The 26,717-nt window shown below is 52.0% G+C and carries 24 protein-coding genes; 14 read left to right on the forward strand and 10 right to left on the reverse strand.

Going from position 1 to position 26,717, the window contains the following annotated elements; translation table 11 throughout:
- Positions 1–137 precede the first annotated feature (137 nt).
- Positions 138–980, forward strand: coding sequence for an exosortase-dependent surface protein XDP2 (locus tag VB741_RS00190; protein WP_323363111.1), 843 nt, complete (start codon positions 138–140; stop codon positions 978–980).
- A 78-nt stretch (positions 981–1,058) separates the two neighbouring features.
- Here VB741_RS00190 and lepA read toward each other — a convergent pair whose 3' ends face one another.
- Positions 1,059–2,864, reverse strand: a complete 1,806-nt coding sequence (lepA, locus tag VB741_RS00195) for a translation elongation factor 4 (protein WP_323363112.1) — start codon at positions 2,862–2,864, stop codon at positions 1,059–1,061.
- Positions 2,865–3,324: 460 nt separating this feature from the next.
- Between lepA and VB741_RS00200 the strand changes: the two genes are divergently transcribed.
- Positions 3,325–5,118: an ATP-binding protein gene (locus VB741_RS00200; RefSeq protein WP_323363113.1), complete on the forward strand. Its 1,794-nt coding sequence runs from the start codon at positions 3,325–3,327 to the stop codon at positions 5,116–5,118.
- Between the two features lie 25 nt (positions 5,119–5,143).
- Here VB741_RS00200 and VB741_RS00205 read toward each other — a convergent pair whose 3' ends face one another.
- Positions 5,144–5,995, reverse strand: a complete 852-nt coding sequence (locus VB741_RS00205) for a prephenate/arogenate dehydrogenase (RefSeq protein WP_323363114.1) — start codon at positions 5,993–5,995, stop codon at positions 5,144–5,146.
- A gap of 220 nt (positions 5,996–6,215) precedes the next feature.
- Here VB741_RS00205 and VB741_RS00210 point away from each other — a divergent pair, with 220 nt between their 5' ends.
- The 5 genes from VB741_RS00210 (at position 6,216) to VB741_RS00230 (ending at position 10,799) form a co-directional block, all read left to right on the forward strand.
- Positions 6,216–7,778: an ATP-dependent DNA helicase gene (locus VB741_RS00210; RefSeq protein WP_323363115.1), complete on the forward strand. Its 1,563-nt coding sequence runs from the start codon at positions 6,216–6,218 to the stop codon at positions 7,776–7,778.
- A gap of 30 nt (positions 7,779–7,808) precedes the next feature.
- Positions 7,809–8,024: a DUF2839 domain-containing protein gene (locus VB741_RS00215; protein WP_323363116.1), complete on the forward strand. Its 216-nt coding sequence runs from the start codon at positions 7,809–7,811 to the stop codon at positions 8,022–8,024.
- Positions 8,025–8,561: 537 nt separating this feature from the next.
- Complete coding sequence (locus VB741_RS00220; protein ID WP_323363117.1) at positions 8,562–8,903, forward strand: DUF1815 family protein; 342 nt, start codon at positions 8,562–8,564, stop codon at positions 8,901–8,903.
- A gap of 118 nt (positions 8,904–9,021) precedes the next feature.
- Complete coding sequence (locus VB741_RS00225) at positions 9,022–9,909, forward strand: alpha/beta fold hydrolase (RefSeq protein WP_323363118.1); 888 nt, start codon at positions 9,022–9,024, stop codon at positions 9,907–9,909.
- A gap of 332 nt (positions 9,910–10,241) precedes the next feature.
- Positions 10,242–10,799, forward strand: coding sequence for an FHA domain-containing protein (locus VB741_RS00230; protein ID WP_323363119.1), 558 nt, complete (start codon positions 10,242–10,244; stop codon positions 10,797–10,799).
- 83 nt (positions 10,800–10,882) lie between these two features.
- On the opposite strand, the gene recA is transcribed toward VB741_RS00230, so the two are convergent.
- Positions 10,883–12,010, reverse strand: a complete 1,128-nt coding sequence (recA, locus tag VB741_RS00235; protein ID WP_323363120.1) for a recombinase RecA — start codon at positions 12,008–12,010, stop codon at positions 10,883–10,885.
- A 195-nt stretch (positions 12,011–12,205) separates the two neighbouring features.
- On the opposite strand from recA, the gene xseA reads away from it, so the two are divergent.
- On the forward strand, positions 12,206–13,432 hold the full coding sequence (gene xseA, locus VB741_RS00240) for an exodeoxyribonuclease VII large subunit (protein ID WP_323363121.1): 1,227 nt from the start codon (positions 12,206–12,208) through the stop codon (positions 13,430–13,432).
- Positions 13,433–13,517: 85 nt separating this feature from the next.
- Here xseA and VB741_RS00245 read toward each other — a convergent pair whose 3' ends face one another.
- On the reverse strand, positions 13,518–14,654 hold the full coding sequence (locus tag VB741_RS00245) for a WD40 repeat domain-containing protein (protein ID WP_323363122.1): 1,137 nt from the start codon (positions 14,652–14,654) through the stop codon (positions 13,518–13,520).
- A 190-nt stretch (positions 14,655–14,844) separates the two neighbouring features.
- Between VB741_RS00245 and xseB the strand changes: the two genes are divergently transcribed.
- Complete coding sequence (gene xseB, locus VB741_RS00250) at positions 14,845–15,072, forward strand: exodeoxyribonuclease VII small subunit (RefSeq protein ID WP_323363123.1); 228 nt, start codon at positions 14,845–14,847, stop codon at positions 15,070–15,072.
- 144 nt (positions 15,073–15,216) lie between these two features.
- Here the strand turns inward: xseB and VB741_RS00255 are convergent, their stop codons facing one another.
- From VB741_RS00255 to VB741_RS00265, 3 genes are all read right to left on the reverse strand, one after another.
- Entirely contained in the window at positions 15,217–15,960 is a 744-nt protein-coding gene (locus VB741_RS00255) for a sensor histidine kinase (RefSeq protein WP_323363124.1), read from the reverse strand.
- Positions 15,961–16,186: 226 nt separating this feature from the next.
- Positions 16,187–17,704 (reverse strand): UDP-N-acetylmuramoyl-L-alanyl-D-glutamate--2,6-diaminopimelate ligase, encoded by a 1,518-nt coding sequence (locus VB741_RS00260; RefSeq protein ID WP_323363125.1) that lies wholly within the window; start codon positions 17,702–17,704, stop codon positions 16,187–16,189.
- A gap of 245 nt (positions 17,705–17,949) precedes the next feature.
- Positions 17,950–18,246 (reverse strand): glutaredoxin family protein, encoded by a 297-nt coding sequence (locus VB741_RS00265; RefSeq protein WP_323363126.1) that lies wholly within the window; start codon positions 18,244–18,246, stop codon positions 17,950–17,952.
- 157 nt (positions 18,247–18,403) lie between these two features.
- On the opposite strand from VB741_RS00265, the gene cysH reads away from it, so the two are divergent.
- The 4 genes from cysH to sbcD all read left to right on the forward strand — a co-directional run bounded on the left by cysH (position 18,404) and on the right by sbcD (position 23,840).
- Positions 18,404–19,150, forward strand: coding sequence for a phosphoadenosine phosphosulfate reductase (cysH, locus tag VB741_RS00270; RefSeq protein WP_323363127.1), 747 nt, complete (start codon positions 18,404–18,406; stop codon positions 19,148–19,150).
- A 181-nt stretch (positions 19,151–19,331) separates the two neighbouring features.
- On the forward strand, positions 19,332–20,909 hold the full coding sequence (locus VB741_RS00275) for a D-Ala-D-Ala carboxypeptidase family metallohydrolase (protein ID WP_323363128.1): 1,578 nt from the start codon (positions 19,332–19,334) through the stop codon (positions 20,907–20,909).
- 77 nt (positions 20,910–20,986) lie between these two features.
- The gene (locus VB741_RS00280) at positions 20,987–22,426 is read left to right on the forward strand and encodes a pyridoxal phosphate-dependent decarboxylase family protein (RefSeq protein ID WP_323363129.1); all 1,440 of its coding nucleotides are present in this window, start codon (positions 20,987–20,989) and stop codon (positions 22,424–22,426) included.
- Between the two features lie 103 nt (positions 22,427–22,529).
- A complete protein-coding gene (sbcD, locus tag VB741_RS00285; protein ID WP_323363130.1) occupies positions 22,530–23,840 on the forward strand; it encodes an exonuclease subunit SbcD in 1,311 nt (436 codons plus the stop codon).
- Positions 23,841–23,873: 33 nt separating this feature from the next.
- Here the strand turns inward: sbcD and VB741_RS00290 are convergent, their stop codons facing one another.
- The gene (locus tag VB741_RS00290; RefSeq protein WP_323363131.1) at positions 23,874–24,725 is read right to left on the reverse strand and encodes a M20/M25/M40 family metallo-hydrolase; all 852 of its coding nucleotides are present in this window, start codon (positions 24,723–24,725) and stop codon (positions 23,874–23,876) included.
- 93 nt (positions 24,726–24,818) lie between these two features.
- Positions 24,819–24,944, reverse strand: a complete 126-nt coding sequence (locus VB741_RS00295; RefSeq protein ID WP_323363132.1) for a hypothetical protein — start codon at positions 24,942–24,944, stop codon at positions 24,819–24,821.
- A gap of 180 nt (positions 24,945–25,124) precedes the next feature.
- Between VB741_RS00295 and VB741_RS00300 the strand changes: the two genes are divergently transcribed.
- Positions 25,125–26,330, forward strand: a complete 1,206-nt coding sequence (locus VB741_RS00300) for a septal ring lytic transglycosylase RlpA family protein (protein ID WP_323363133.1) — start codon at positions 25,125–25,127, stop codon at positions 26,328–26,330.
- Positions 26,331–26,448: 118 nt separating this feature from the next.
- Here VB741_RS00300 and VB741_RS00305 read toward each other — a convergent pair whose 3' ends face one another.
- A complete protein-coding gene (locus VB741_RS00305; RefSeq protein ID WP_323363134.1) occupies positions 26,449–26,691 on the reverse strand; it encodes a 2Fe-2S iron-sulfur cluster-binding protein in 243 nt (80 codons plus the stop codon).
- Positions 26,692–26,717: the final 26 nt, after the last annotated feature.

Below are 26,717 nucleotides of genomic sequence, written 5' to 3' on the forward strand. Positions count from 1 at the left end.
ATTTTAAAACCTGCTATAAAGCGTTGATTGGAATCTGCTCAACCACCATTCACCTTGGGCATGATGTTTTTAAGCCGAAGTGATATTTGATACTCGGCAATCAGCACCTAGAAACATCATCGATATTAGGTAAGAGAATGAAACTACGTCACTTGGCAACTAGCATTGGTATTGCTGCAACCACACTAGCCGTCGCAGTACAAGCGCCCGCGAATGCATTTGAATTTACGACTAACTACAGCAGTGATTTCAGTGGGAATGACCGCTGGAAAAATAATATCTGGTTAGATTCTGTTGAGTTTACAGACGCATCGGGTAAATTCAAGTCCATTAGCGACTTTACCCTGGTGAAATACGTGGACAACGTCACCAATGACCTCTGGACGGGGGGCAACTCTGGAGCCGCTAGTGTGGACTTGGGCGACTCGGCCACGCTTGATTTAGGAAATGGCACAATTTTGACCCAGGGTGTCGAAGCACCTTCGAGCATTGAACTAAGTGCTGTTCTCAGCAATAAGAATCTGAATAACATCGTCGATACCGAAGATGTGGGTAATTTTGCGATGGATCTTTACTTCGACCAAGCGGTTGATAACCTATTTGTTTGGGAACGAGGCAAGAACAGCAAGATGGACCTCCAGGCCATTGACAATGCCGGTAACGTCATTGGTAATCTGTTGGCACTGAGCAGCTCTAGCAGTTGGAAAGATGCTGGCTTTTCGCTGAATACTCAGGAAATCGGTAGCGCTCAGAAGGTAGGCTCCATCGGTGTTAGCTTAGCTGACCTAGGAGTTGCAGCACCCATCGCAGGTGTGCGAGTCTTCAGCCGTGGCAAAGCTTACCAGGGACCTGACTGGAAAATTCTAGGGTCGATTGCTGAAAAGCAGCCCAGCCCCCCAGAAAGCGTACCGGAACCTTCTGCACTAATCGGTCTGATGGCTGTCGGTGCGATCGCAGCCCGTCACCTCAAACTAGCCTAACGCCCCCTAGAGCAGAAACGAGATGACTAAAAGAGTGAATGGTCTACATAAGGCCATTCACTCTTTTAGTTTGTAGGATTAATTCAACTTCAACACCGCCATAAACGCTTCCTGCGGTACATCCACCGTGCCAATTGCCTTCAGACGTTTCTTCCCTTTGGCCTGTTTCTTCAATAGCTTTTTCTTACGGGAAATATCGCCACCGTAGCACTTGGACAACACATCCTTACGCAGGGCTGGAATACTCGCACTGGCGATAATGCGACTCCCAATCGCCGCTTGAATTGGGATCTTAAACTGGTGTCTGGGAATCAGCTCTTTTAGCTTTTCGGCGAGGGCCTTGCCAACATGATAGGCCTGGTCACGATGGACAATCGCCGCTAATGGGTCCACCTTATCGCCGTTGATCAGCACGTCCAACTTCACCAGAAAGTTAACGCGATAGCCGATGAGTTTATATTCCATGCTGGCATAGCCCCGAGACCGTGATTTCATTTGGTCAAAAAAGTCGGTCACCACTTCCGCCAGAGGGATCTCATAAATTAGGGTGGTACGTCCTTCGGTCAGGTACTTCATGTCTTTGAAGTCGCCTCGGCGGGTTTGGCACAGATCCATCAGGGTGCCAACAAATTCTTCAGGCGTGAAAATCTCGATCTTGACGTAGGGCTCCTCAATCTTTTCCCGGGCTTGGGGGTCAGGCAGCTCGCAGGGATTGTCAATTTTCAGCACTGTACCGTCAATAGTCGTGACTTGGTACACGACGGAGGGAGCGGTGGTGATCAAGTCTAGGTCATATTCTCGCTCCAGCCGCTCTTGCACAATTTCCATGTGCAGCAGCCCCAAAAAGCCACAGCGAAAACCAAAGCCCATGGCGCTGGAGGTTTCGGGCTCATACTTTAGGGCAGCATCGCTGAGGCTTAGTTTTTCTAAGGCATCCCGGAGATCTTCATAGCGATCGGACTCGGTGGGAAAGAGACCGCAAAAAACCATGGGGTTAGCTTCTATGTAACCTGGCAATGCTTCTTCGGCTCTATTTTTCACCAGGGTAATCGTGTCACCGACACGGGCGTCGGCCACAGCCTTGATCGAAGCAGAGATATACCCCACTTCCCCCGCATGAAGTTCATCAACTTCTACTTGTTGGGGGGAAAGCACCCCCAACTCATCAATTTCATATTCTTTGCCAGAGGCCATCAGGCGGATGCGATCGCGACGGCTGATGGAACCATCAATGATCCGAAAATAGACAATCACACCACGATAGCTGTCGTAATAGCTATCAAAAATTAGGGCCCGTAAAGGCTTGTCGGTGGTGTCTTCCGGCTCAGGGACGGTAGCAACAATGGCCTCTAGTATTTCGTCAATGCCGATCCCCGCCTTGGCTGACGCCAAAATGGCATTACTACAGTCCAGACCGATAATTTCTTCGATTTCATGTCTAACCCGCTCTGGATCTGCCCCAGGCAAATCGACCTTATTCAAAACAGGAATAATTTCTAGATCATTTTCCAACGCCAGATAAACATTAGCCAGGGTTTGGGCCTCCACCCCTTGGGAAGCATCCACCACCAGCAACGCTCCTTCACAGGCCGCTAAAGCACGGGACACTTCATAGGAAAAGTCCACATGTCCTGGCGTATCGATCAGGTTCAAGACGTATTTCTCGCCATCCTCAGCCTGATAGTTCATCCGGGCGGCTTGGAGTTTGATGGTAATTCCGCGCTCCCGTTCCAGGTCCATGGTATCGAGCACCTGAGCCTTCATATCCCGCTCGCTGATGGTTTTAGTTTCCTGTAGCAACCGGTCAGCCAGGGTGGACTTTCCATGATCGATATGGGCAATAATCGAAAAATTGCGAATACGGGAAACGGGTACGTCGGTCATGGAAACACAATTCTCAGAGGAATGATCACAGAAGCGCTCAGCTTATCTTAATGCTTTGCTTCAATACTTTGCCTATCCTTGAGACGAACGGAGTGTATCTCAAGGAATCCCTTGCCCACCGAGGACGTCTATTACTTTTAAAGTAATCACCATCTAATCATCTACTGCTCCGTGGCCCATGGCCATGCCATCATTCATGCCATCCATAGTGACAAGGTTTACAAAAAGGGATGACCGTTGATTAATCCCGTGACAAGATGAAGGGTAGATAACCGTCTTACCAACGGACAATCCAGTGCATCTTGCATCAGGCACTAGTAGGATTGATTTACCTTCTGATTCAGAGAATCTGGGGTTTGTCATGCTGCTGACAAACAAGTTTGGTATAGATGTTGCTGATCTAGACAGGACAATCTCGTAAGCATTGTTTAAAGATAGGGCCCATAATTTCTTTCGAATTATGCGATCGCAAGTGACAGCCGACTCAGAGCCTATGGTCGTTCCAGCCACAGTTAATCATTCGTCCCTCGAAGTCATTCACGATCCCGATGGCCAAATTGTGGCCATCCGTTGGCCCGATACGCTACAGGAAAAGCCCGATCGCTACTTACACAAATCCATTAGTCAGCTGTTTGGCCCCGTCGCCATTGCCCCCTATCTGGAACGCGTCACCCAAGTTTTAACCAATGGCGAACCCCAGCAGTTTCAATGTGTTGTGCGCTGTGGCCCCCATCCAGTGGGCCTGGACTTTAACCTCAGCTTAGCCGAATGGCCTGACCAGCCCGGCCAAAAATACCTCAAAGGACAAGGCTCTATCCTCACCGTTGCCAACAGTGCCCGGATGCCACAACAGCTAAGTACCATGGGTATTGTGGCTGACACACCCGCCAGCGCCCAGGCCGGACTCCTAGCCAACCTATCCAATTACCACGGCGTTCTGACCAATATCGCCTCCAATATTCGTAAAACCTTAGAACTCAAAACGATTTGGCAACAAACCGTAGACGGATTAGGGAATCTATTGGATTTACACCGCTGCTTGGTCTGTGATTATTCGGTTGCCATGCAAACCCTAAATGTGGTCGCTGAGTTTCACCAACCCGATCTTGAACCCTGTTTGGGGAAGACGTTTGAGCTAGCCAACAAATCAGATTTCCGGTGCACGATCAATACGCTCAAACCGGTACTGTCAGATTTTGAACGGGAAGACAATAACTCTGGACCCTACACCGTTTTGACAGTGGCCACCTGCTATCGCGATGAGCCTAACAGCGTCCTGCTGCTGCAGATGTCCCCCGATCGGCCCTGGCATCCCCTGGAAATTGACCTCGTTAATGAACTGACAGACCAAGTAGGTACAGCCATTGCCCACGCCAAACTATTTGAAGCCAGCCGGACCTTAGCCGATGATCTGCAACGGGTCAATGCAAAACTGATTGAAAAAAATGATGAGCTGGAAGAAGCCAGACGCTATGCCGAAGAAGCATCTCGGCTGAAAAGTGAATTTTTAGCCAATACGTCCCACGAACTGCGTACCCCTCTCAACGGCATGATTGGCTTCCTCCGGCTGGTGTTAGACGGCATGGCCGATGACCCAGAAGAACAGGAAGAATTTATCGAAGAAGCCCATAAATCAGCCTTGCATCTGCTCAATTTGATCAACGATGTGCTGGACATCGCCAAGATTGAAGCGGGCAAAATGGAAATTGACTTGACCGGTGTTAGCCTGCACGAGTTATTTTGCGATGTGGAAAACTTTACCCGCCCCCAGGCAGAGCAGCGGGGACTGTATTTCACCATGAAAATGCCTGCCACTTTGGATGAAATCAAACTGTACGGCAACTATCAACGGATTTTGCAAGTCCTGCTCAACCTGATTGGCAACGCCATTAAATTTACCCCCGAAGGGGGCGTCACTATCCGGGCTGAGGTTAAGACCCAGAGCGTGCGCTTCCAAAATCGGGTATGGCCAGGACATATCAAAATCAGTGTCGAAGACACGGGCATCGGTGTGTCCTTGGAAAAACAAAACCGACTATTCCAAACCTTTAGCCAGGTGGATGGTGAGCGCACTCGCCAGTACGGCGGCACTGGCCTAGGCTTGGCCATCTCCCAGCGGCTGATCGAGGCCATGGGAGGCAAGGTGCAGTTTATTAGTATGGGGGAAGGCTTGGGGTCCACCGTGACCTTCACCATCGTTTTGTATCAGGAGCCTGTAATTATGGCTGAAGTGGAAGGGAAACAAACCGCCTAAAACCCAAAGCCAGACTCCCATCGCCTTACAAATACTTAGGCCGCTCTGCCTGGGCGATGCTGAGGGTTTGCTCTAAGACATCCCACTGTTGAGCGTCGATCATCTGGATTAGGGTATCTAACTGATGGCGGTATTGATGCAACACCTGCAGGAGGGCTGGGCGGTTGTACTGGGCCATCATGGTGCCCAACTCAGGGTTGCCTCCCCCCACCCGACTGGTATCGCAAAAACCACTGCTAGCGAGTTTCTGAGCTAGGGTCTTGACCTGCACATCGGCCTCCCCCAAACAGGTATGGAGCAGACTGGCACTCACCATCACTGGCAGATGGGAAATGGCCGCCACCGCTTGGTCATGGGCAGTGGGGGTGGACCGGTAGACCTGGGAACCCAGTTGGGTTGCGATCGCAACCACCTGCTCCACCGCCGCAGACTGCGTCGTTTCAATCGGTGTCACCACATAGGGGCGCTGACGAAACAAGCCGGCTTCAGCCGCCGACAGCCCTGACTCTGCTTTACCCGCCATGGGGTGGCCGCCAACAAAATTGGGCCAAAGGCTAGTGGCCGCCGCCACAATCTCCCCTTTGACCGAGCCCACATCCGTCACAATCACAGACGCTGGCAGCAGGTCCGCCAACTGCCCCACCGTCGGCACAATGGTAGCCATGGGCGTGCAGACCACCACCACATCCGCCTCAGCCATGAGGGACAAATCACAGCTGGCCTGGGTTACCACACCTTGCTCCAGGGCAGCCATCACAGTGGCAGGTCGACGAGCCACCCCATAGACGACATAGCCCAGCTGCTTAAGATCCAGGGCCATACACCCACCAATCAGACCTAAGCCGACAATACCAATGGTGCGGGTTGACTGTAGCATCGCAGACTGAACAGGGGACACTAAACTGGACTCTGAACCGGATACGGACACTGACATGGGCAAAAAACAATGGGACAGCTGTGAAATATAAGGGTGGAAACGCCCCTAGCCAGACCTCTGTCCATCAGCGGGCCACCAAACACCCCAGGGGAGTATGTCACAATGAGACACACAGCTTAGTTATTTCTTAGTTATTTGGCGATGGAGAGTCACAGCAAACGTGATTGAGGCAGAGGTTCACCAGCTACTTCGGGAGTTTTTACGCCAGCAGGGCCATAGCCAATGGCCCCACCACTTAACCATGGCGCGGCTGGTGGCAAGAGCTTTACGGCTGGGGCGTAGTGCCCTGCTGCAAACCGGTAGCACCGCCGCCTATCGAGGCCGCTACCGCCTGAGCTATCTGATGCCCGCCCTAGTCTGGCCAGGCCCCATTGTCTTGGTGGTGCCCAATGCCATCCATCAGCAGCTGGTACAAGATGATATTCCCACCCTGCTCCAGACCCTGCCGACCATTAAATCCATTCAAATCGGCGATCGCTGGCCCAGCCAAACCTTTCAAGGCATTTTAATTACCACCCCTAGCGCCTGGCTATCAGCGCAGCTCAGGGCAACCTCTGGGGCGGAGCAATCCCCAGACACAGCCCCATTCCCCCCGAATATTGTCACCCTAATTGACGGCATCGATCCCCTGATGGACTGGGCCCGCACCCAGTTGACCTACAGCCTCAACGATACCGATTGGCACCAGTTAGGTCTGGCCTATCCCTCCCAGCAAGAGGTGATTCGCGATCTGCGGGTCAAGCTCACCCACCTCGCCTTCCAGCATCCGGCCAACCCCTACAGCTGTTATCTAGCCGACAGCGAGGAATATGACCTATTGGCTGAGCTGGATCATCGACTGGCGAGCACGCCCATGGGGCTAGAGGGGTTACCCCCAGCCTGGCGACAGTTTCGGCAACAACTGAACAGGGACGATGGCATGGCTTGGCTGCAACTCAACCGCGACTCAGGCCAACTGACCCTGCAATGCGCACCAGTAACCCTAGCAAAAATGCTAGCTCCGATCTGGCAACGACAACCGGTGGTATTGATTGGGGCAGCGGTAGATGAGGATCAGCGGGCTGAGAGCTACCGTCAGCGCTTAGGCCTAGAGGATCTCACCTGTCTTAAATTTACCCCCGATCGCCAGCACGATGGCATTCAGCTGTATACCCCAGACCAGCTGCCCATGCCCAACAGCAGCCGATTTCCCACCGCCATTTTGCAAGAGATCCGCCATCTGCTCCAACTACCAGAAACCCGCACCCAGCCAACGGTGATTTTAGTGGGTGATACCCCCCTCAAGGCCCAAATCGGCTCGATTTTAGCAGCAGAATATGGGTCTCGGGTCCAGGTTGAACAGCCCGAGCTAGGGCACAACGGCATCCTCGTCACCGGCTGGGAATTTTGGCAGGACTACCGCCTCCGCTGCCCAGCACCAGGGCTGCTGATCATCACCACCCTGCCGATCCCATCCCTGGAAAACCCCCTAGTGGCTGGCCAGGTAGCTTATTACAAACGGTTACACCAAGACTGGTTTCGATTATTTTTGCTACCAACGGCTTTGCAAACCCTGCAGCTTGCGATCGCACCCATCAGTGCCCAGCAAGGCAAAGTTGCCCTCCTCGACAACCGAGTCAACCATCGCAGCTATGGCCGCACCATCCTTAAAACCCTCAACCCCATTGCCCAAAGTACATACCTCGACCCCAGCTGGTTAGCACCCGCAAACCAGGCGCTATAATTGCAAACAAGCCAATGGAGTGAAAAAACCATGGGAGAAGCAAAGCGGCGACAGTCAAAACTAGGTGACAGCTACGGAGAACCTGAACGAATTCTTCCCTGGCTTCCCATCACCAAACAGCAATCTGAAGCCTTTGTCAGCTGGAGCAGCCGAGGAGCCTGGGCTGGCATTGTCGCCATGATCATCCTATGGCTAACCGTCAGATTTCTCGGACCCTTATTTGGCTGGTGGACCCTAGCAAGCTAGGGCAGGGGCCCCAAGTATTAAGCCAAAGGCCTTAAGTTCATGACCAAAATCATCATCTTTTTGGTCAAACCGTTACAAAGAAGACCTTCTGCCTAGACATATAGGCTTAAGGTAGTTATGGTATGGCTAATGTCATAGCTTTTTGACAGCTCCATAGCAATCAATTTTTAGAAATATTTAAGATACTGACAGGGGTTATTCCATAGATTTACTGAGCAGCAAAGGTGCCTTCCAGGCAACAAAGTCTATCTTAGGAATCAGATTGGGTAACTTGAATACACCGACTACCAGATAAATCCTCAAGCATTAGCTCACCTCGGTCCTTAAGGAAACGATCCCCATTTTCTAACCGGCATCATCGTCCTTGCCCACATAGGCAGATTAATGTCAAGACAAAAGTAATTAGTCATTACTTTTTACCTGATGGGTTCCGTTCCGACTGAAGAACAAGAAGAGTTAATTGAGTAATCCATAAAAAATATTAAGTAAAAATTAAGATTCAACCTTACAATGTGACCGGTGGGGAGGAGAACGTAGATGTTTGTTCGACTTGCAGAACAGCACCGCCAATTCGTAAAAGATTTGGTCCTAAATCTAAAGGCGCTAGCCATTGTCCTTGAAAATCAAGGATACCTAGCGTCATGTTACACATGCGGTGATCAGCTCAATAGTGCTTCATTCATGGTCAGCTTAGGCAATGACCATCTCATCCGTTTTCTGGTTTCAGATTACGGTATCACCTGGACAGAAATGCGTGATGATCGAGAACTGATGAAACTGGAAGGGGCCGAAGCGATTAATCAGCTGCAGGAATTGGCTAATCTAGTGAAGTATCGGATCCAGCCTGTGGAATACAAGGTGGCTTATCGCTCTGCATAGGTTACCGGCGAAGCCACGACAGGTTAGCTCTATTGCGCTTACGGTATAAACTATCGGTGGCTTAGCATCATAGGCAGCCACCAGAGTTGTCATTGTCGTTTGATGGGAAGAGTCTCCCTTGGTTGAAGCTGCCTTATTAAGTTGGGAACATAAGTACGTCAAAGCCAATTCGGTGCAGCTTCACTACGTGGCCCAAGGTAGCGGCAAGCTTTTGATCTTGCTCCATGGGCTGTTTGAGTTTTGGTATTCTTGGCGTCATCAACTGCCTTACTTAGCCCGTCAGTTTAAGGTGGTAGTTCCCGATTTACGGGGTTATAACGACTCTGATAAACCCCCTAGTGGTTACGACTTAGATACCCTAAGTTCTGATATTTCTGCCCTTATCCACAGCTTAGGCTACGAGAAAGCCCATGTCGTTGGTCACGACTGGGGTGGAGCAATTGCATGGCATTTAGCCCACCGCTTTCCCAGCAAAGTAGATAAACTGGCCATACTCAGTACGCCCCAACGCTGGCAAACCGTGCTGACCCATGGGCTCTCCCACAGTTGGAGTCATTTACAGCGAAACTGGCATGTCCTGGCGCTACAGACCCCAGGCTTACCCCAATGGTTAATCAAGGAGAATTTATCCTCCCTAATGACCTATCTTTTTCAACAGCAAGTTGTGAGAAAAAGTTCCTTCACCCAGGCCAATGCCGACCTATATCAGGCTGCACTGCAAAAGCCTGGCGTCATTCCCGCCTTACTACAGCATGCCCGTCATTGCTTGAGTCTGACTGACTGGCTCAACAGTTGGTTTAGCCCCTCACGACTCTCAAATCATCCGCTGACATCCCCCACCTTAATCATGTGGGGCGAGGACGATAATTTAGTGCCGACCGACATGTCGGCCCTGGTATCTGCTCATGAAACTATCATCAGCCGCTCAATTGCTGATTGCGGTCATTGGATACAGCAGGAAGCCCCTTACAGCGTTAATCGCGAGTTAATAGAGTTTCTAAGCTAGATAAAAGAGATTTATGGGCATATTTGGACTAAATCAGGCTAAACCCAAAATCTAAAAACATAGGAATCAAAATAGTCCAGATAAAATCACTAGACGCTTTGTAGAAACTGCATCAGAATCAAAAGCTATCCACAATTCCAACCGATGTTATCCGGAAGATTAACCATCTTTTCACAATACATCTGGCCAAGTTTAAGGTTTTATAGAAATGCCGTAAAGTGTCCCATGTTACGAAGGTTTTGGCGAATACTGTATCTGAAGATCTATTTTTTTGCATCCATATCGTCACCTAATTAATAGGGCTCAAACCCGACGTTCTTTTTGAACACTTTATGGCTTATCCCAACAACCTAGCTGAGTATCAAATGATGCTGTCTGCTGAAAACGAAGCAGATACTCCATCTAAGCTGGTCCTATTTCAAGCTTTTTCTAAGCTCTATGAGCATGATCGCGAATTATTAAACGACCTGCTGGCTACTGATGCCAACGCTCAATTACCAGTGGCTGGCTATATTCAAAGTATAGTTTTTGATCAGCAAGTCCATATCATCAGTAACCTCGCCAACGGTAAATCTAGACGCTTTGCCTCTAATGATGGCCTATGGACCATTGGACGCGATCCACGTCAGTCAGACATCGCTATTCCAGATAAGCGCCTCTCTCGGTGCCATGTCGCATTACAGTACAGTCCAGAACAGGGATTTATTCTCTCTGATTTAGAAAGCACCAACGGCACCTATGTAAATGGTGAAAAACTCCAAAGAGTCTACCCCCTGCGGGATGGCGATCGTATCCGCATTGGCGGCGCCCTATTCCATTTCTTTAACTGTAGCCCTGAAAACAGCCAGGGTAATGCCTCCAATAGCTCCGCAGATAGTACCCTGCATTAAACTATCGTCAAACTGGACTAACAACTATTCCTCTGTCCGCAAGATATAGCCATTAGCGTTGCAGCATAAAACGATTGGGCGATCTAGGTTTTAGCTTTTTTGTCACCCTTTGTCTTGCTAGTAGCTGTTCCCTTCTCAGCCTCTTCTTTTGCTTTGGTACCATTGTTATCAGTCGCCTCAGCAGCAGGTGCAGGGGGCGCGGTGGCACCGCCAATCTCTAAAACCTGGCGGAGCTGCTGATCAATGTCAGCCGCTATACCTGGATTATCCACCAGGTAGCGAATTGCATTGTCACGACCTTGGCTAATGTTCTCGCCTTTATAGCTATACCAAGCTCCTTTCCGGCTGAGAATATTGTGTTCTTCTGCAAGATCGACAATACAACCGAGGGTGGAAATACCTTCGCCAAAAATAATGTCAAACTCTGCACTCTTAAAGGGTGGGGCGATCTTATTCTTGGCAACTTTTACCTTGGCACGAATACCAAACTGGTCATCTCCCTTTTTGAGGGTTTGAATACGGCGGATATCTAGGCGGACCGATGCATAGAATTTGAGAGCATTGCCGCCGGTCGTGGTCTCAGGATTGCCATAGGTAACGCCAATTTTCAACCGCAGCTGGTTGAGGAAAATAACCGTACAGCCTGACTTGCCGATATTGCCTGTAATTTTCCGCAGAGCTTGGCTCATCAGTCTGGCCTGAAGGCCAACATGGGTATCCCCCATTTCCCCTTCAATTTCTGCCCGGGGCACTAGGGCCGCAACGGAATCGATCACCACCAAATCAACAGCTGAAGAGCGGACAAGCTGGTCAACGATTTCTAGGCCGGCTTCCCCTGTGTCAGGCTGGGATACGAGCAAGTCATTGATATTGACCCCCAGCGCATGGGCATAAACTGGATCTAGGGCATGCTCGGCATCGACAAAAGCGGCCACCCCGCCTTCTTTTTGAGCTTCGGCAATGGCATGCAGAGCCAGAGTAGTTTTACCTGAGCTTTCTGGACCATAGATTTCGATTACCCGCCCTTTGGGCAAACCACCCCCCAAAGCCAAATCCAAGGTCAAAGCCCCCGTGGGAATCGTTTCAACCTTCATGCGCGTCGCATCCCCCAGGCGCATGATGGCACCCTTACCAAAGTTGCGCTCAATTTGGCCGAGCACTAGATCTAAGGCTTTTTTGCGCTCGTTGTTTTCGGTGGATGTTCTGGCCATGCTGTCTATTTTTTTTAGATAAGGGTTGCCGAGTTCAGCAATTATAAGCTCACAATGTGAAAGCGAATTTTACTGGTGTGGGTCACGCACCTGAGTCCAACAGGCACATCATGCCCCCGTTTGTGATTGTACCCAAAAACATACAAATGTACTATCAAAATCCCCTTTAATTGTCAAAATACTCTGGCCATTCCTATGACCGTAACGAATACTTTGGACTTTAAGGCGGTAAGTGTGGCAGGGGTCACCGAATATATTCAGCTGCTGCTGGAAGGTGACGAACAGCTGCGGAATATATGGGTGATCGGCGAGGTGTCGAGTGCACGCCAACATGGCAGCGGATGCTTTTTTTCGTTGCAGGAGGCGGACGGATCGGCCACCTTGAGTGCCGTCGTCTGGCGTAGCCAACTGCCCAAACTCAGTGTTATGCCCACCGTTGGGGAACAGGTTGTGGTGCTGGGTCAGCTGAAAGTTTATCCAAAACGGGGCAGCTATCAGCTCACGGTTTGGCAGGTCTTGCCGGCGGGGGCAGGGCTGCAGGCCCTACGCTATCGACAGCTACGCAATCGTTTAGCGAGCGAGGGGCTGTTTGATGACGAGCATAAACGTCCCCTACCCGCTTTGCCCACCTGTGTCGCGGTGGTGACGTCGCCCCAGGCAGCGGCTTGGGGCGATATTCAACAGACTCTGGCCCAGCGGCATCCGGGGTTACAGGTGCTGCTGTCCCCGGCCATCGTGCAAGGGGAACAAGCGCCCAAATCCATCGTTCAGGCGATTGAGCGGGTCGGGCAGGATGGCCGGGCCGATGTGTTGCTCCTGGGTCGTGGCGGCGGTGCAGTGGAGGACTTGGCGTGTTTTGATGATGAGCGGGTGGTGCGGGCGATCGCAACCTGCCCTATCCCTGTGATCACTGGTATTGGCCACGAACGGGACGAATCCCTGGCGGATTTAGTGGCCGACGTCTGTGCCCACACACCGACCGCCGCCGCCGAGCAAATCGTACCCGCCCTCAGCAACCTAATCTATTTCCAAGCACAGCTCCTACAGCGACTGGCCCAAGCAACCGGCAGCCAGTTGTGGCAGCAACAGCAGCAGCTAAGACAGCTATCGCTACGGCTGCAGCGACTGCAGCCCCATAGTCAGCTAGAACAAGCACAGCAAGCGCAAAGTTGGCGCATCCAGCGGTTGATCCAAGCTCTTCAACAGCAATTACAAACCAGACAGCATCAGCATCAGTTGTTGACAGAAAAACTGGCCACCCTAAACCCCACCGCTGTTTTACGTCGAGGCTATGCCCTGGTAAAAGCCACCTCTGGCGCTGTGGTTACCCAGGCCAGCCAACTATCCCCTGGGGATAAAGTCAGCGTCCGCCTTGGACAAGGACATCTAGAAGCAGAAGTTCTCAAGGTTACCGAAGAATGATCCTAAGGCATGGCGCTTCGATGGAAGAGCGGCTCAGTTAAAGAATTATCCTCAAGCATGGCCCTTCGATAGGAGATCGGCTCAGTTAAGGACGCCAAAACTTAATCACACCGTCGGTACTGGCACTGGCCAGTAAATTCCCATTGGGTGATAAGGCCACCATCAGCACCGGGCTACTATGCTGGTGGTTGGTGGGAATACCCCCCAGCGGCTCTTCTGATTGGATATCCCAGAGACTTACGTGTTGACGGTTATCACCGATCAATAGGGATTGGCCATCGGGTAAAAAGACCATCGTATTCACCCGTTCCCCCACTTCAAGTTGGGCCTGTTCTTCGATTTGTAAACGTCCCTGTCGAGAACGAATTGACCGCATTTCTACCCCCCGATAATTACCGCTGGCCAAAAACTCACCATCAGGGCTAAAGGCAACACTATCCACACCATTACCTGTATCGATGGTTGTTAACCGTTCAAATTCATCATCTGGATCTAGACTCCACAGGGTGATGAAATCATCATGGCTACCCGCCGCGAGATAACGTTCATCTGGACTAAAGGTTAGGGAGGAAAATCTCCCATCTAATCGGGCACCATCATGGGCACCGGTTTCAGGTTCAAGTACCGTGAGCACTTGACGACGACTCCAGTCCCACAGAGTTACCGTACCGTCATAGTTACTCGCCGCGAGGAAACGACCACTGGGACTAAATTTGACCACGGGGGCAACACCCGCATAGTCTCGCTCCAGCACTAGCTGAGAATTACAGACTGGGCGGTCCTGCTCACAAATACTCAGATCCCAGATCCGCACATCGCCATTAAAGGTGCCGGTCACTAAATAGCGATTATCTGGACTAAAGGCCAAGGAGGTCACATAGCGATCGGTCGCCGGAATACTAATCAGTCGGCGTAACCAGAGGTTTTCATCCCCCTTTAGGGCGGCGTCCACATCCCATACCCGCAGCAGACCATCGCCCCCGGCACTGGCCAACATTTGACCATTGGGACTAAATGCGATCGCATTAACATTCCGTCCATGGGAGATGTTACGCAATAGGGTTAAGGAGTTAACAGCCTGAGCAACCTGAACTGGTTCACCCACCGCTGGGCCTAGGGCCAGAGCCGGAATAGTCACAGTGGATAGGACGGCAGCTAAACTGAGCCCAGCAGACACCCAGCACTTCAAAACAGAATTGGCAATAAACTTGGATCGTTGCATAACCAGAGAAACACAAGAGACAGCATTCACCAGTGACATTTGACGGGGCACCCCTCATCACCACACTAATACTGCATCCTGCTCAGTCTTGAATACTTATTCCATAGTCATTTGCCCAACAGCTCCCCAGGCCGGTTGCCAAAGGCCCTTGGGTCCGCAAAACTATCCATAGCCCCCTATCTAAAGCACCATGCCTAGAGCCAAAAAATCCACTGATACCTGGAACTACGAAGCGTCCGTCGAACAGGTGGAAAGCATCATCGCCCATTTGGAAACGGGCGATTTGCCCCTGGCTGATATTTTTGAACAATTCGAAAAAGCCGTCTCAGAGCTAAAAAAGTGCGACACCTTTTTGCAAGAAAAACAGCAAAAGGCTCAGCTATTGATTGAAACGCTAATGCCAGAAAACGCTGAATAATGCCGCAACAGGTCAGGGGTTCAGCGCTATGGGAAACGGACACTCCCTGACACATCATCCATATAAACATCGCTACATGATAAACAATCGCCACATGACCCACTAGGGGGTTGATCATAGCGTTTCCATTAGTCATCCCATCGTCTAATCAGCCGTAGGGAGCAAGATCGTAAATGCGGTTCCTTTGCCCGGAATGCTGCTGGCAGAAATGGACGCACCAGAGCGGATCAATAACTGCTGCACCAGGGTTAATCCCAAACCCGTCCCTTCAGAACTACTGCGATAAAACGAGTTAAACACCTGGGGGAGGGCCGATGGCACAATCCCCCGACCATTATCTTGAATCACTAAGGCCACTTTGCCATCCACCCGGTGATGGGCAGTGACCCAAATCCGCCCATTGTTATCAGTAAATTGAATGCTGTTGCTCAGCAGGCTAATCAAGACCTGCTTCAGGTGAGATTCGAGCGCTAGGACACAGGGCAAATGATTGGACACCGTGTAGGCCAATAAAATATTCCGCTCTGTAGCTAGGGGTTGATAGGTGCTGACAACGCCAGGGACGAGGTCCCACAGCTTCACTTTTTCTAGGGTTACGGTCTGGGGAGCCAGCTGCAGCTCTAGAAGCTCAAATACATTATTAATCAGTTGGCTTTGCCGATCGCAAGCCTGGCCAATCATCCGTAAGTAACGCTCCCGCTGTTGCGGCTTTAGCGACGACGAATTCAGCAGCGTCAAGGCTGCCTTAATGGTGGTGATGGGGTTATTGAGTTCTTGGGCAGCGGTCTTGAGAAACTGAGGAGTTACCTCTGGAGCAGATGAGCGCGTTACCGAAGCTGGACATCGAGTTGAGGCTAAAGCGGATGGCCTTGCCGTAGAAGCATCCATAGTGGTTCTAAAATGCGCCCAGGGCGGATTAGATTACGTATCTATCTCCCCTAGGGTAGTGAAGGGAAAGGGGGGATAAATGAGTATTTTCACCTAACTTTCCGTGCTAGCACGGAGCATATCCTTCGCCCTGCGCGAGGCCCTTCGCTCTTCGCCCTGCGCGAGGCCCCTCGCCCTGCGCGAGGCCCCTCGCTCTTCGCGAGGCCCTCCGCCCGCAGCTCATAAACTATGGGGAGAGACGCAGCTTGAGGGCAAGTTGGGACTGCTCACGATCATCAAAATGGATCTTCTCTGTGCCTAAAATCTGATAGTCTTCATGGCCTTTCCCAGCAATCAATACACCATCACCGGGCTGGGCAGAAAGAATGGCCTGCCGAATGGCGGCGGCGCGATCGCAAATCACCTGATCTGCCCCCAGGTCAGCCCCAATCCCAGCCACCACATCAGCCAAAATTGCCTGGGGGTCCTCCGTACGCGGATTATCTGAAGTGACCACAATCCGATCCGCCAAATCATAGGCGATACGACCCATCTGGGGTCGCTTAGTGCGATCTCGATCGCCCCCACAGCCAAACACACAGATCATCTGACCAGCAATAAACGGACGGGCCGCCCGCAAAGCATTCTCTAAACTGTCCGGCGTGTGGGCATAGTCCACAATCACGCTGATATCTTGGCTGGGGCTCACCTGCACCCGTTCCATACGACCGGGCACACCACTGAATCCGGCCAGGGAAGAGATCACAGAATCTAGGGATATGCCCAAATGCAGAGCGGCCCCTGACGCCGCCAATAAATTCTCCAGGTTAAACTTACCGACTAAGGGCGAGGTAAACGGAGCTGAACCCATCGGTGTCACCAAGGTACCGGCCATGCCCGTAGCACTGTAGGTCAAATCAACTGGGTGCAAATCGGCGGTGGGATCAGCAATGTGATAGGTCCAAACCTGCTCAGGACTCAAGCGCTCCAAAAGCTTCTGGCCATAGGGGTCCTTACTATTAATAATGGCGCGCCCCTTAAGATAGTCGGGGCTAAACAGTAACGCCTTAGCCTCAAAGTAATCGTCTAGATCCTTGTGATAGTCGAGATGATCCTGGGTGAGGTTGGTAAACACCGCCACCTCAAAGGAACAGCCCCAGGCTCGCTTTTGGGCCAGAGCATGGGAACTGACTTCCATGATGGCGTGGTGGCAATTGGCCCCAACCACCTTGGCCAGCTCCCGTTGTAAATCGACGGGGAAGGGGGTGGTGTGAACCGCCGTTTCCTGGTGTCCGGGCCAGCGAGTATAGAGGGTGCCCAGCAGCCCGGTAGGCAGAGCGGCGGCATTCAGCAAATGCTCAATGATATGGGTGGTGGTGGTTTTGCCGTTGGTACCAGTCACACCCACCAGATTGAGGGTCTGGCCAGGATAGTGGTAGAACCCAGCGGCAAGTTCCCCACAGGCCATGGCGATGTCTGAAATAGGGATAAGTAAGGGGGAATCGTCTGAGGCTGGTTGTTTTTTTAAGGCATGGGGGGAAATGATGGCTGCGATCGCACCGCCCTCCATGGCACTGGGCCAAAACTCCCCACCGTCCACCCGGGTACCCGGCATGCCAATAAACAGGTTACCGGGCTGACAGGTTTGGGAATTCGTACACAATCCAGTGACAGGTTGATCTAGAGCAGGATGATCCAGGCCGGATAGCAAACCAGATGGCACCAAACCAGATGGCAAGTGTGCCAGTAATTCACGCAGCATCATACAGTCATCACCCACATCGTTTGCCGCTATTCTGCCTCAAAAGGGCCGCAACCTAAAGGCTGGGATTTAACGCTATTTGCTCGCAAAGGGCCTTCATAGGTCTGGAACCCTACCGCTATTTACTCGCAAAGGGCCTTCATAGATCTGGGAACCTACCACTATTTGCTCGCAAAGGGCCTTCATAGATCTGGGAGCCTACCACTATTTGCTCTCAAAGGGCCTTCATAGGTCTGGGGACTCTAATACTATTTGGCTTCAAAAGGACCTAAATAGGTGTCTAACATTTTCTCCAATTGCTGCAGCGGAGCCCGTGGTGAAAGCCGAGGCAACGGCTGTTCCTTTTCCAATTCAGGGGTTTCAGGATAAGGAATCAAACGACACAGTACCGGAATTTCATACTGGTATTCCGCAAACCAAGCGGGGTTTTGTGTAATATCCCGAGCTTCGATCTCGATAGGCAGGTGCTGCAATTGAGCTAGCTTTTCCTCCAGACCTTCACACAGGTGGCACCCCGGTTTTGTGTAAAAAATGAGCTTTTTCATATTCGTCATTCTCCTATGCTGCGGAGCAAGATTTAATCATTACGGTTAACGCTTCTCCAAAAGATCGGCTAATCTACATTTCTCCGGTGGGTTATGGGAGATTATTGCGATAGAATAGTTCGGTGATCGTTTACGGGCTAAAACCCCACTTACACATATGGTTTCTTGTGTAGAAGCACAATCACGTAACCCGCTTCAATCAACGCCAAGACTTGATTTTGACCCCAGCCAGCTGGACCTCACCGAACTCAATCGGCGGTTTGAATCAGCCACTCCCCAAGAAATTTTGGCTTGGGCCCTGGCCACCGTTCCCAACTTGGTCCAGATGACATCCTTTAGCATGGGGGCCATCACCCACATGCTTTACCACGAGCTACAGGCCCGGATACCGGTTATTTTCCTGGATACCCTGCACCTATTTCCAGAAACTCTGCAGACGGCAGAGAAAGCCAAACATTTCTACAACCTAGAACTCCATACCTATCGGGCTGCCGCCAGCCGCGATGACTTTATCGCTCAGTACGGAGACAGGCTATGGGAACGGGACGTGGATCGTTTTCATCAGGTCACCAAGGTAGAACCGATGGAGCGTGCCTTGGAAGAGCTATCGGCACAAGCATGGATCACGGGTCGCCGTCGTGACCAGTCAGCCAATCGGCAAATAATGCCAATTTTGGAACGGGACCCCCATGGGCGACTAAAAATTAATCCCTTAGCCAACTGGACCCACAAGGATCTCTGGCGCTATACCTTTGCCCACCATGTTTTATACAATCCGCTCCATGACCAGGGGTATACCAGTATTGGCGATCAGCCCCTAACGACGAAGGTTGAAGCCGAGGAAGACGAACGCGCTGGCCGTTGGAGAGGGAGTATCAAAACCGAATGCGGCATCCATAATTAGGATTGAGGCTAGAAGTTCTAGGCCATCAAATCTATGGTGTGCACTTCATCCGTCCCTTGAGTCCATCCTCCAATCAAACTATTGACAAATAATTCTTGATGCATTCCGAAATTCCCTAGACCCAGAGTGATTGGTTAAGTGTTAGCCCGTAAGTGTCAACATTTAGCAAGAGAATCGACCCATGGAATCCTTGAGTAACTCGCAAGCAGAGCTATGGCGTAGCGCCACCGTAGGCGGTAGCGGTGGTAGATTTTTTTCAGATATCCCCTGGCCTCCCAACGCCAGCGATCGCATTTTGACCCAGACGGCAAAACCGATCGAAGTGCGGGTAAGGGTGGGGCGCAATGTCGACCAAATTCAGATGCGGTGGGAAACAGGCGAATTATCGGCCCATGGCGGCGAGGGCTCCGATATGGAATCCTTCGTCCTGAACCCCAATGAATATATTGCCAACGTTCTGGTGACGGCTCCCGGTGGTCGTTATGTGGGCTCCCTAGAACTGCTCACTAGCCAAAATCGCAGCGTGCTATTTGGTCGTCCTTCAGGCAAAGTGACGGATTTACAGGTACCGCCCAACCATCAGGTGGTCGGCTTTTATGGCTCCAGTGGTCGTTGGATCGATCAGTTGGGGGTAATTGCAGTGCCCGTTAGTCGGCAAACCCAGCCCCCACCTCCCCCAACGCCCAAGCCCGAGCGCCCTGCCAATCCATCCTTGGGGGCCATTCCCCGGGTGGGCATTGAATTAATTAAGCAGTTTGAGGGCTTTGCCCAGGCCTTGCCAGATGGTCGGGCCCAAGCCTACGCCGACCCCCTACGGGGCTGGGAAGTGCCCACCATTGGCTATGGCACCACCCGATATCCAGACGGGGTGAAAGTCAAGCAAGGGGACATTATTAATAAAACCCAGGCAGAAGAGTATCTGATTGACCATGTGGATCATTCCTGCCGCAAGGCCATGGAAAAGATTCCCACCTGGGGCCAGATGAATGATAACCAGCGGGGGGCACTCTACAGTTTTGCCTATAATCTGGGCTCTGGCTTTTATAGGGGCTATGACTTTGAGTCGATCACTCGGGTATGTGATTCGCCTGATCTTTGGGCGGATCATCGTTGGATAGCGGCCCAGTTTGTGAAGTATAGAAACCCAGGTACGTCTGTGGAAGAAGGACTGCGCCGCCGTCGTTTAGCCGAGGCGGAGCTGTTCTGTAAGCGGGCGACTTCAGCCGGACCCAACTGGGATGATGATCATGATGAGGCGGTGGAAGCGGGCGATCGCAAACCGGAGGAGCGGCTGGATCAGATTGTGCGAGATGTTGCTGGCACCGAACCCGTTGGAGCTGGGCTAACACCGGATATGTCCTTTGACACCCTGATTACGCCCCATATTACCTATGGCGAATTTGCCCTGTATGAGGAAGAGCGCCGGTTTCGCTACGACTACCAGTGCAAAACAGCCTACGAAATCTGCCTCTTCCTAGAACGATGCCGGGCTTATTTTGGCGGCTCTCCCTTGGTGATTACCTCCGGCTATCGTCCCCCTGAGGTGAATGCCAAAGTCGGGGGTGCCCGCCTCTCTGAGCATTTGTATGATGCCCCGGAAACAGGGGCGGTAGATTTTTATCTGAAGGACGTCAGCATCTACGAAGTGGAAGCTTGGTGTGATCAAACCTATGCCTACAGCATTGGCTATGGGGCAAAACGGGGGTTTGTCCATTTGGGCATGCGCCCCGGTAAACCAAGGGTACGGTGGGTTTATTAACGGGATATCTCTAGAAAATATCTAGGCAACCCTCTGGGGGTAGGCTGGTAAAGCACCTTAGCTAAACGGTTGATCCGGTGGATTTTTCGGCCTTGCCGACAACGGCATTTATTCGTCCCGATGGTGAAAATCGGGATGAGATCGCAATCCTGCTCCACCAGGTGGTGGATCTCATAGTGGAGACTATGGCTGGGGCAGCGGCTCGCTCCCCCCTCCCCCAGACGGAGGTATCCAAAAACTGGAGTCAGTTGCCCCAGACGTCGATTAGTCAGGAGCAGCTTTTGGAGGAGTTGCGATCGCAACTCCTCCAGTCCATGAATGCCGCCCATCCAGGGTACATCGGTCACATGGACTCCATCCCCACTACCCTGTCTGTCATCGGCGATCTGGTCGTCGCCGCCCTCAACAACAACATGTTGAGCGTCGAAATGTCGCCCGTTTTCTCCCGGCTAGAAACCCTCGTCCTGCGCCAAATCGCCCAGCTATTTGGCCTGGGCACCCAGGCCAACGGCGTCCTGGTCAGCGGAGGCAGTCTGGCCAACCTCCAAGCCCTGATTGTGGCCCGGAATATCGCCTTTAACACCCTCGAACAGGGCATCCCCCAGGGACAACAGCCGGTGTTCCTAGTCTCAGAAGTGGCCCATACATCCTTTCAAAAAGCAGCCATGGTCATGGGGCTGGGCACCCAGGCCGCCATTGCGGTGGCCACAAACCATAATTCTCAAATGGACCTGGACGATCTCCAAGCCAAACTAGCCCAGGCCAAAATCCAGGGACAGCACCCCTTTGCCATCGTCGCCACCGCTGGCACCACCGTCACTGGCAGCATTGACCCCATTGCCGCCATTGCCACCATCGCCCAAGCCCACCAGCTTTGGTTCCATGTCGATGCCGCCTACGGCGGGGCTGTAATGTTTTCCAACCGCCATCGTCACCAACTAGCAGGCATCGAACAAGCAGACTCGGTCACCTTTAACCCCCAAAAATGGCTCTATGTGACTAAGACCTGTGCCATGGTCATGTTTCGGCAGTTTGATCTGCTGCAGCATCACTTCAGGGTTCTCGCTCCCTACATGCACGACCATGACGATTGGCCCAACCTGGGCGAACTCACCGTGCAAGGTACCCGTCACCCCGACATTCTCAAGCTATGGCTCTCCCTGCAGCACCTAGGGCAAGACGGCTACAGCGCCATCATCCACCATAACTATGACCTCACCCAGACATTTACCACCGCCGTCAAAGCCCGCCCCTTTCTGACCCTCGCCAGTGCACCCCAGATGAATCTAGTGTGCTTTCGAGCCGAGCCCGCAGCCATACCGGTGGAGCAGTGGGATGACTGGAATCAGGCCCTACAACAATGGCTCCTAGAAAAAGGCCATACCTTTTTATCGCTACCCATCTACCGAGGGCAACGCTGGCTCAAGGCAGTCTTACTCAACCCCTTCACCACCAAGGATCAGATTAACCAAGTCTTTGCCCAAATCGATAGCTACCATGGCACCCACCAGGGATAACCCTTGACGGACTAAAGTAGAACAAACATACTGAAAGCGATGTGGGTTCTAAAAAGTTAGGGTTCACGCTGCCCCCCACCGGAAAACATCCCTTGAAAACGTCATGGTCAAGCTGCTCCATCTCTCCGATATCCACATGGGTAGTGGCTTTAGCCATGGACATATCAACCCAGCGACCGGATTAAACACCCGCCTAGAAGACTTTGTCGCCACCCTCACCCGGTGTATCGATCGCGCCCTGGATGAAGCAGTTGATCTGGTGCTGTTTGGTGGCGATGCCTTCCCCGATGCCACCCCACCACCGGTGGTGCAGCAGGCCTTTGCCCAACAGTTTCAGCGCTTAGTCAACGCCCACATTCCCACGGTTCTACTCGTTGGCAACCACGATCAGCACTCCCAGGGCATGGGGGGAGCCAGCCTCTGCATCTACCGCACCCTCGGGGTACCCGACATCATTGTAGGAGACAGTTTGACCACCCACCGCATCGAAACCAAAACAGGTCCGGTCCAAGTCATTACTCTCCCGTGGCTCACCCATTCCACCTTACTCACCCGCCCCGACACCGAAGGCCTATCCCTCAGAGAGGTGAATGAACTCCTGCTCGACCGCCTCCGGGTAGCCCTCGAAGGGGAAATTCGACAGCTAGAGCCCGACGTGCCCCATATTCTCCTGGCCCATCTCATGACCGATACGGCCACCTATGGAGCGGAGAAGTTTTTAGCCGTGGGCAAAGGCTTTACCGTGCCCATGGCATTACTGGCACGGCCCTGTTTCGACTATGTCGCCCTGGGTCACGTGCACAAACACCAGATTCTCTGCCAAGAACCGCTGGTGGTCTATCCCGGTAGCATTGAACGGGTAGACTTTAGCGAAGAAAAAGAGGACAAGGGATTTATCCTAGCCGACGTCCAACCCGGTCAGACGTCAGTGGACTTTTGTCCCTTACCCGTCCGTGCCTTTAAAACCATTGCCGTGGATATTTCCAAGACGGATGACCCCCAGGCCGAGCTGGAGCACACCCTGGCCCAAGCCAATATTACGGATGCCGTCGTGCGCCTAGTCTATAAACTCAACCCGGCCCAAATTGAACAGATTGATCATGCCGCATTGCACCAAGCCCTCACGGAGGCCCATGTCTATACCATCCATCCCGAACTGATTAGCCAGCTCACCCGTCCTCGCCTACCTGAACTCACTGCCGACAGCACCCGCGACCCCCTCATCGCCCTGCAAACCTACCTAGCGCACCGCGAAGACTTGGCCGACCTGAGTAGCGATATGCTGCAGGCAGCCCAGGCATTAATCAATGGCGATCTGAATGGTGATCAGGGCAACCCTGAGCTAGACACCACCCTGGACGCAGATACGCTGGTTGCCCATGAAATGCAAAATCAGCAACTGAGGCTTTTATAAGATCAACTTGAGGTTGGCGCGAGTCGTCGCCTGCTACAGCCCTAATATTCCTTGCCCCAGTCCCAGGCAAACCTGGGTGAGAAACTCCAGATTTAGGGTGGCCAGGGTATCGGTGGAACGATGGTAGTGGGGATTGCGCAACTCAGCCGTATCCGTCACCATAATGGCGTTGTAGCCCGCATCCCAAAAAGGGGCATGGTCACTGCGGCGAGTGGCAGGCAAGGGCCGCCCCTGCTGAACCATGGGTAACCAGGCACAATTCACCCCCGCCCCCCTAAAGGCCCGGTTAAATCGCCATAGCATGGGTATTGTCCGCCAGTTACCAATCAGGGCAATAAAATCCCCCGTCCGAGGGTAGAGGTATGCCATCCCAGGGACAGGATAGGCCTGGTCGGGGCCCGACTCACCGGCGCAATACCCCAGCATCTCCAGGGATAACATCAGGTGAACGGGTTGCCCCTGCAAACTCTGCACGTAGGCCCGACTACCCACCAAACCATATTCTTCCAGGTCAAACGCGACTAAATGCACCGGCCGTCGCGGGGGTTGCGCTGAAAATAATCGAGCCAGTTCCAGTAACACCGCCACACCGGTGGCATTGTCATCAGCCCCAGGACAACCAGGCACCGTATCGTAGTGAGCGCCAATCACCACGGGGGCCAAGGGCTGCCGACCGGGCAGGCTGAGGCATAGATTGTAATGCTCTCGCCCCCGATCTCCAAAGGCCATGGATGTCACGGGCCCCAATTGTGCTAATTGGGCACGAATATATTGCCGTGCATAGTAATGTCCCTGGGTCGCTAGGTAAGGATCGCGCTCCCGAATCAAGTCCTGTAGATGGGCCAGCAGACGTGCTTGAACCTGGTCCTTGCCCCGGCTATTCATGATGGAAAAAGACGGATATTACTAGCAGGATTTCACGGATGTTGTACATCACTATCCAGTATTTTTTTCTGGCCTACAGATGATTTTTACTTATTAGCGATCGCAAACTATAACCACCCCTGTCCTAAGCAACAGCCGATAGACCTTAGGGTTGAGACATTCATCTGAGTTAGCATAAGCCGTTCCATCGTTGAGGAACTGATGACAGAACTTATTCATGCTTAAAACAGACGGTATACTGAGGTGATTGTGATTTTAGATACAACTTTTTTGTGCCAGGCCATAGCGTTATCTTCCATTTTTCTGGCAGCAACTACCATCAAAAATTTTGAAACCACGGTTTCGTAGTTTGGGTTGGAGTTGCTTTTTAACTACAAGTGTTCATCTGTCTACTCCTTTATGTTTGATGTACCGGTTCTGGAAGTAACCGTTTCCTCAGCTCCCACCATTACCAATAGTGTGAGCCAAGCCAACCCAGTAGCTCTATCCAAACCGCAGATTTCTTCAGTTTTATTAAACGCTCTGGCAGTGCTGACCCAACCCGTCAGTATTAGTCCAGGTATAGAGGAGAAAATCGGAGAATCAACCGTATCCTCGTCCTCATCCCAGGCTTTATTCTCCAGTGCCCCCTTTCAACTACTAGAGCCGCTAGACCTAGCCAATTCAGCAGCAGACCTAGAAACAATTTTTTCACTCCCATTAGAACTCGACATCCTGGCTAAGACTGCGGATGCTAGTCCTCTAACAGCCAGCTCATCAACCATTGAGCTAGCAGCATCCAGTCTATCAGCCGCTAAAACAGACAGTAGTTATCAGGCATCCGCCACCACTACCCTAAAATCTGCGGCCGAAGAACTGGCCAAAGCCTCTCCTACTAAGTCCAACAAAGATTTGAGTCAATGTTTAGGCTTGCCTCAACTTAACAGCCAAGACATCACCAAATTTCAAGTTGTGCGCCAAGGTACCGTCATTGGCGAAGTGAACGACCTCAACAGCACCGGGCAAGCAGTTACCCTCTTGCAAGGAATGCTACAGCCTGAAGAAATTGTGCCCCATGAGATCACCCCAGTGTTAGGGAACGGACAACCCGCTATCCGGTTAAGTCGAGATGTCCTGCTCCAGGTAGTGCATCAGACTGAACAGGATGTAACTCCTGAGGAGAATCCAGCACTCAACAGCGAATGGGCCGCTATTACCTGGAGCGACCAGCTCCGCCAAGCCCTAGGGAGCACTCCCCTGGATGCTGGGAATGTGCAAGTCATGCTCAAAGGATTCCAACCCTCAGGGCAGCAACTTGATGGCCTAGCCTCTTGGTATGGTCCGTATTTTCACGGTCGTCTCACCGCCAATGGGGAAATATTTGATCAAAATACCCTGACCGCTGCCCACAAAACCTTGCCGTTTGGTACGGTTTTACAGGTGCGCAACCTGAAAAACAATCGCTCCGTTGTGGTGCGTATCAACGACCGAGGACCTTACATTGGCAAACGCTCCCTAGATTTATCTAAGGCCGCCGCCCAATGTTTGGGAAGCGAGACAGCGGGGGTCATTCCTTACGAAGCAACAATTCTAGAACACCCCTCAGCAGCAGCGGCCAAAAATTAACGCTGGGGCAAAGAACCCTACCGCAGCCAAGACTCAGGGCAAATAAGCCTTGGCCCTAAAGCCAAGGCTTATTCATTTTGGAAATCATCAATTTGGCACGGCACGCTAAGGGAGCTGGTTACCAAGTTGGATCAACGTAAAGGTTAATCACATAGGGAGACTGGGTGTTTGGCACCGCAGAAATACAGGCGCAGATCGGTTCTTCTTGCCCCTCAATCTCCACCTCGCAGGCGTGGCATGACCCCATCAGGCACCCAGTGGGAATGTTTACCCCTGCCCGCTCAGCCACGTCTAAAATCGACTCTCCTGGAGTAGCTGACACCGTGACATTATCGGGCAAAAAACTAACCTCAACAGCCATAGCATGTCCGTCTATTTGAACAACAA

This window comes from Leptothoe sp. PORK10 BA2 (assembly GCF_034932105.1).
Lineage (GTDB): Bacteria > Cyanobacteriota > Cyanobacteriia > Phormidesmidales > Phormidesmidaceae > Leptothoe.

Coding starts and splice junctions, on each gene's coding strand:
- VB741_RS00190 (WP_323363111.1), top strand. CDS start 138: ATGAAACTACGTCACTTGGCAACTAGCATTGGTATTGCTGCAACCACA.
- lepA (WP_323363112.1), bottom strand. CDS start 2,864: ATGACCGACGTACCCGTTTCCCGTATTCGCAATTTTTCGATTATTGCC.
- VB741_RS00200 (WP_323363113.1), top strand. CDS start 3,325: ATGCGATCGCAAGTGACAGCCGACTCAGAGCCTATGGTCGTTCCAGCC.
- VB741_RS00205 (WP_323363114.1), bottom strand. CDS start 5,995: ATGCTACAGTCAACCCGCACCATTGGTATTGTCGGCTTAGGTCTGATT.
- VB741_RS00215 (WP_323363116.1), top strand. CDS start 7,809: ATGGGAGAAGCAAAGCGGCGACAGTCAAAACTAGGTGACAGCTACGGA.
- VB741_RS00220 (WP_323363117.1), top strand. CDS start 8,562: ATGTTTGTTCGACTTGCAGAACAGCACCGCCAATTCGTAAAAGATTTG.
- VB741_RS00230 (WP_323363119.1), top strand. CDS start 10,242: ATGGCTTATCCCAACAACCTAGCTGAGTATCAAATGATGCTGTCTGCT.
- recA (WP_323363120.1), bottom strand. CDS start 12,010: ATGGCCAGAACATCCACCGAAAACAACGAGCGCAAAAAAGCCTTAGAT.
- xseA (WP_323363121.1), top strand. CDS start 12,206: ATGACCGTAACGAATACTTTGGACTTTAAGGCGGTAAGTGTGGCAGGG.
- VB741_RS00245 (WP_323363122.1), bottom strand. CDS start 14,654: ATGCAACGATCCAAGTTTATTGCCAATTCTGTTTTGAAGTGCTGGGTG.
- xseB (WP_323363123.1), top strand. CDS start 14,845: ATGCCTAGAGCCAAAAAATCCACTGATACCTGGAACTACGAAGCGTCC.
- VB741_RS00255 (WP_323363124.1), bottom strand. CDS start 15,960: ATGGATGCTTCTACGGCAAGGCCATCCGCTTTAGCCTCAACTCGATGT.
- VB741_RS00260 (WP_323363125.1), bottom strand. CDS start 17,704: ATGATGCTGCGTGAATTACTGGCACACTTGCCATCTGGTTTGGTGCCA.
- VB741_RS00265 (WP_323363126.1), bottom strand. CDS start 18,246: ATGAAAAAGCTCATTTTTTACACAAAACCGGGGTGCCACCTGTGTGAA.
- cysH (WP_323363127.1), top strand. CDS start 18,404: ATGGTTTCTTGTGTAGAAGCACAATCACGTAACCCGCTTCAATCAACG.
- VB741_RS00275 (WP_323363128.1), top strand. CDS start 19,332: ATGGAATCCTTGAGTAACTCGCAAGCAGAGCTATGGCGTAGCGCCACC.
- sbcD (WP_323363130.1), top strand. CDS start 22,530: ATGGTCAAGCTGCTCCATCTCTCCGATATCCACATGGGTAGTGGCTTT.
- VB741_RS00290 (WP_323363131.1), bottom strand. CDS start 24,725: ATGAATAGCCGGGGCAAGGACCAGGTTCAAGCACGTCTGCTGGCCCAT.
- VB741_RS00295 (WP_323363132.1), bottom strand. CDS start 24,944: ATGAATAAGTTCTGTCATCAGTTCCTCAACGATGGAACGGCTTATGCT.
- VB741_RS00300 (WP_323363133.1), top strand. CDS start 25,125: ATGTTTGATGTACCGGTTCTGGAAGTAACCGTTTCCTCAGCTCCCACC.
- VB741_RS00305 (WP_323363134.1), bottom strand. CDS start 26,691: ATGGCTGTTGAGGTTAGTTTTTTGCCCGATAATGTCACGGTGTCAGCT.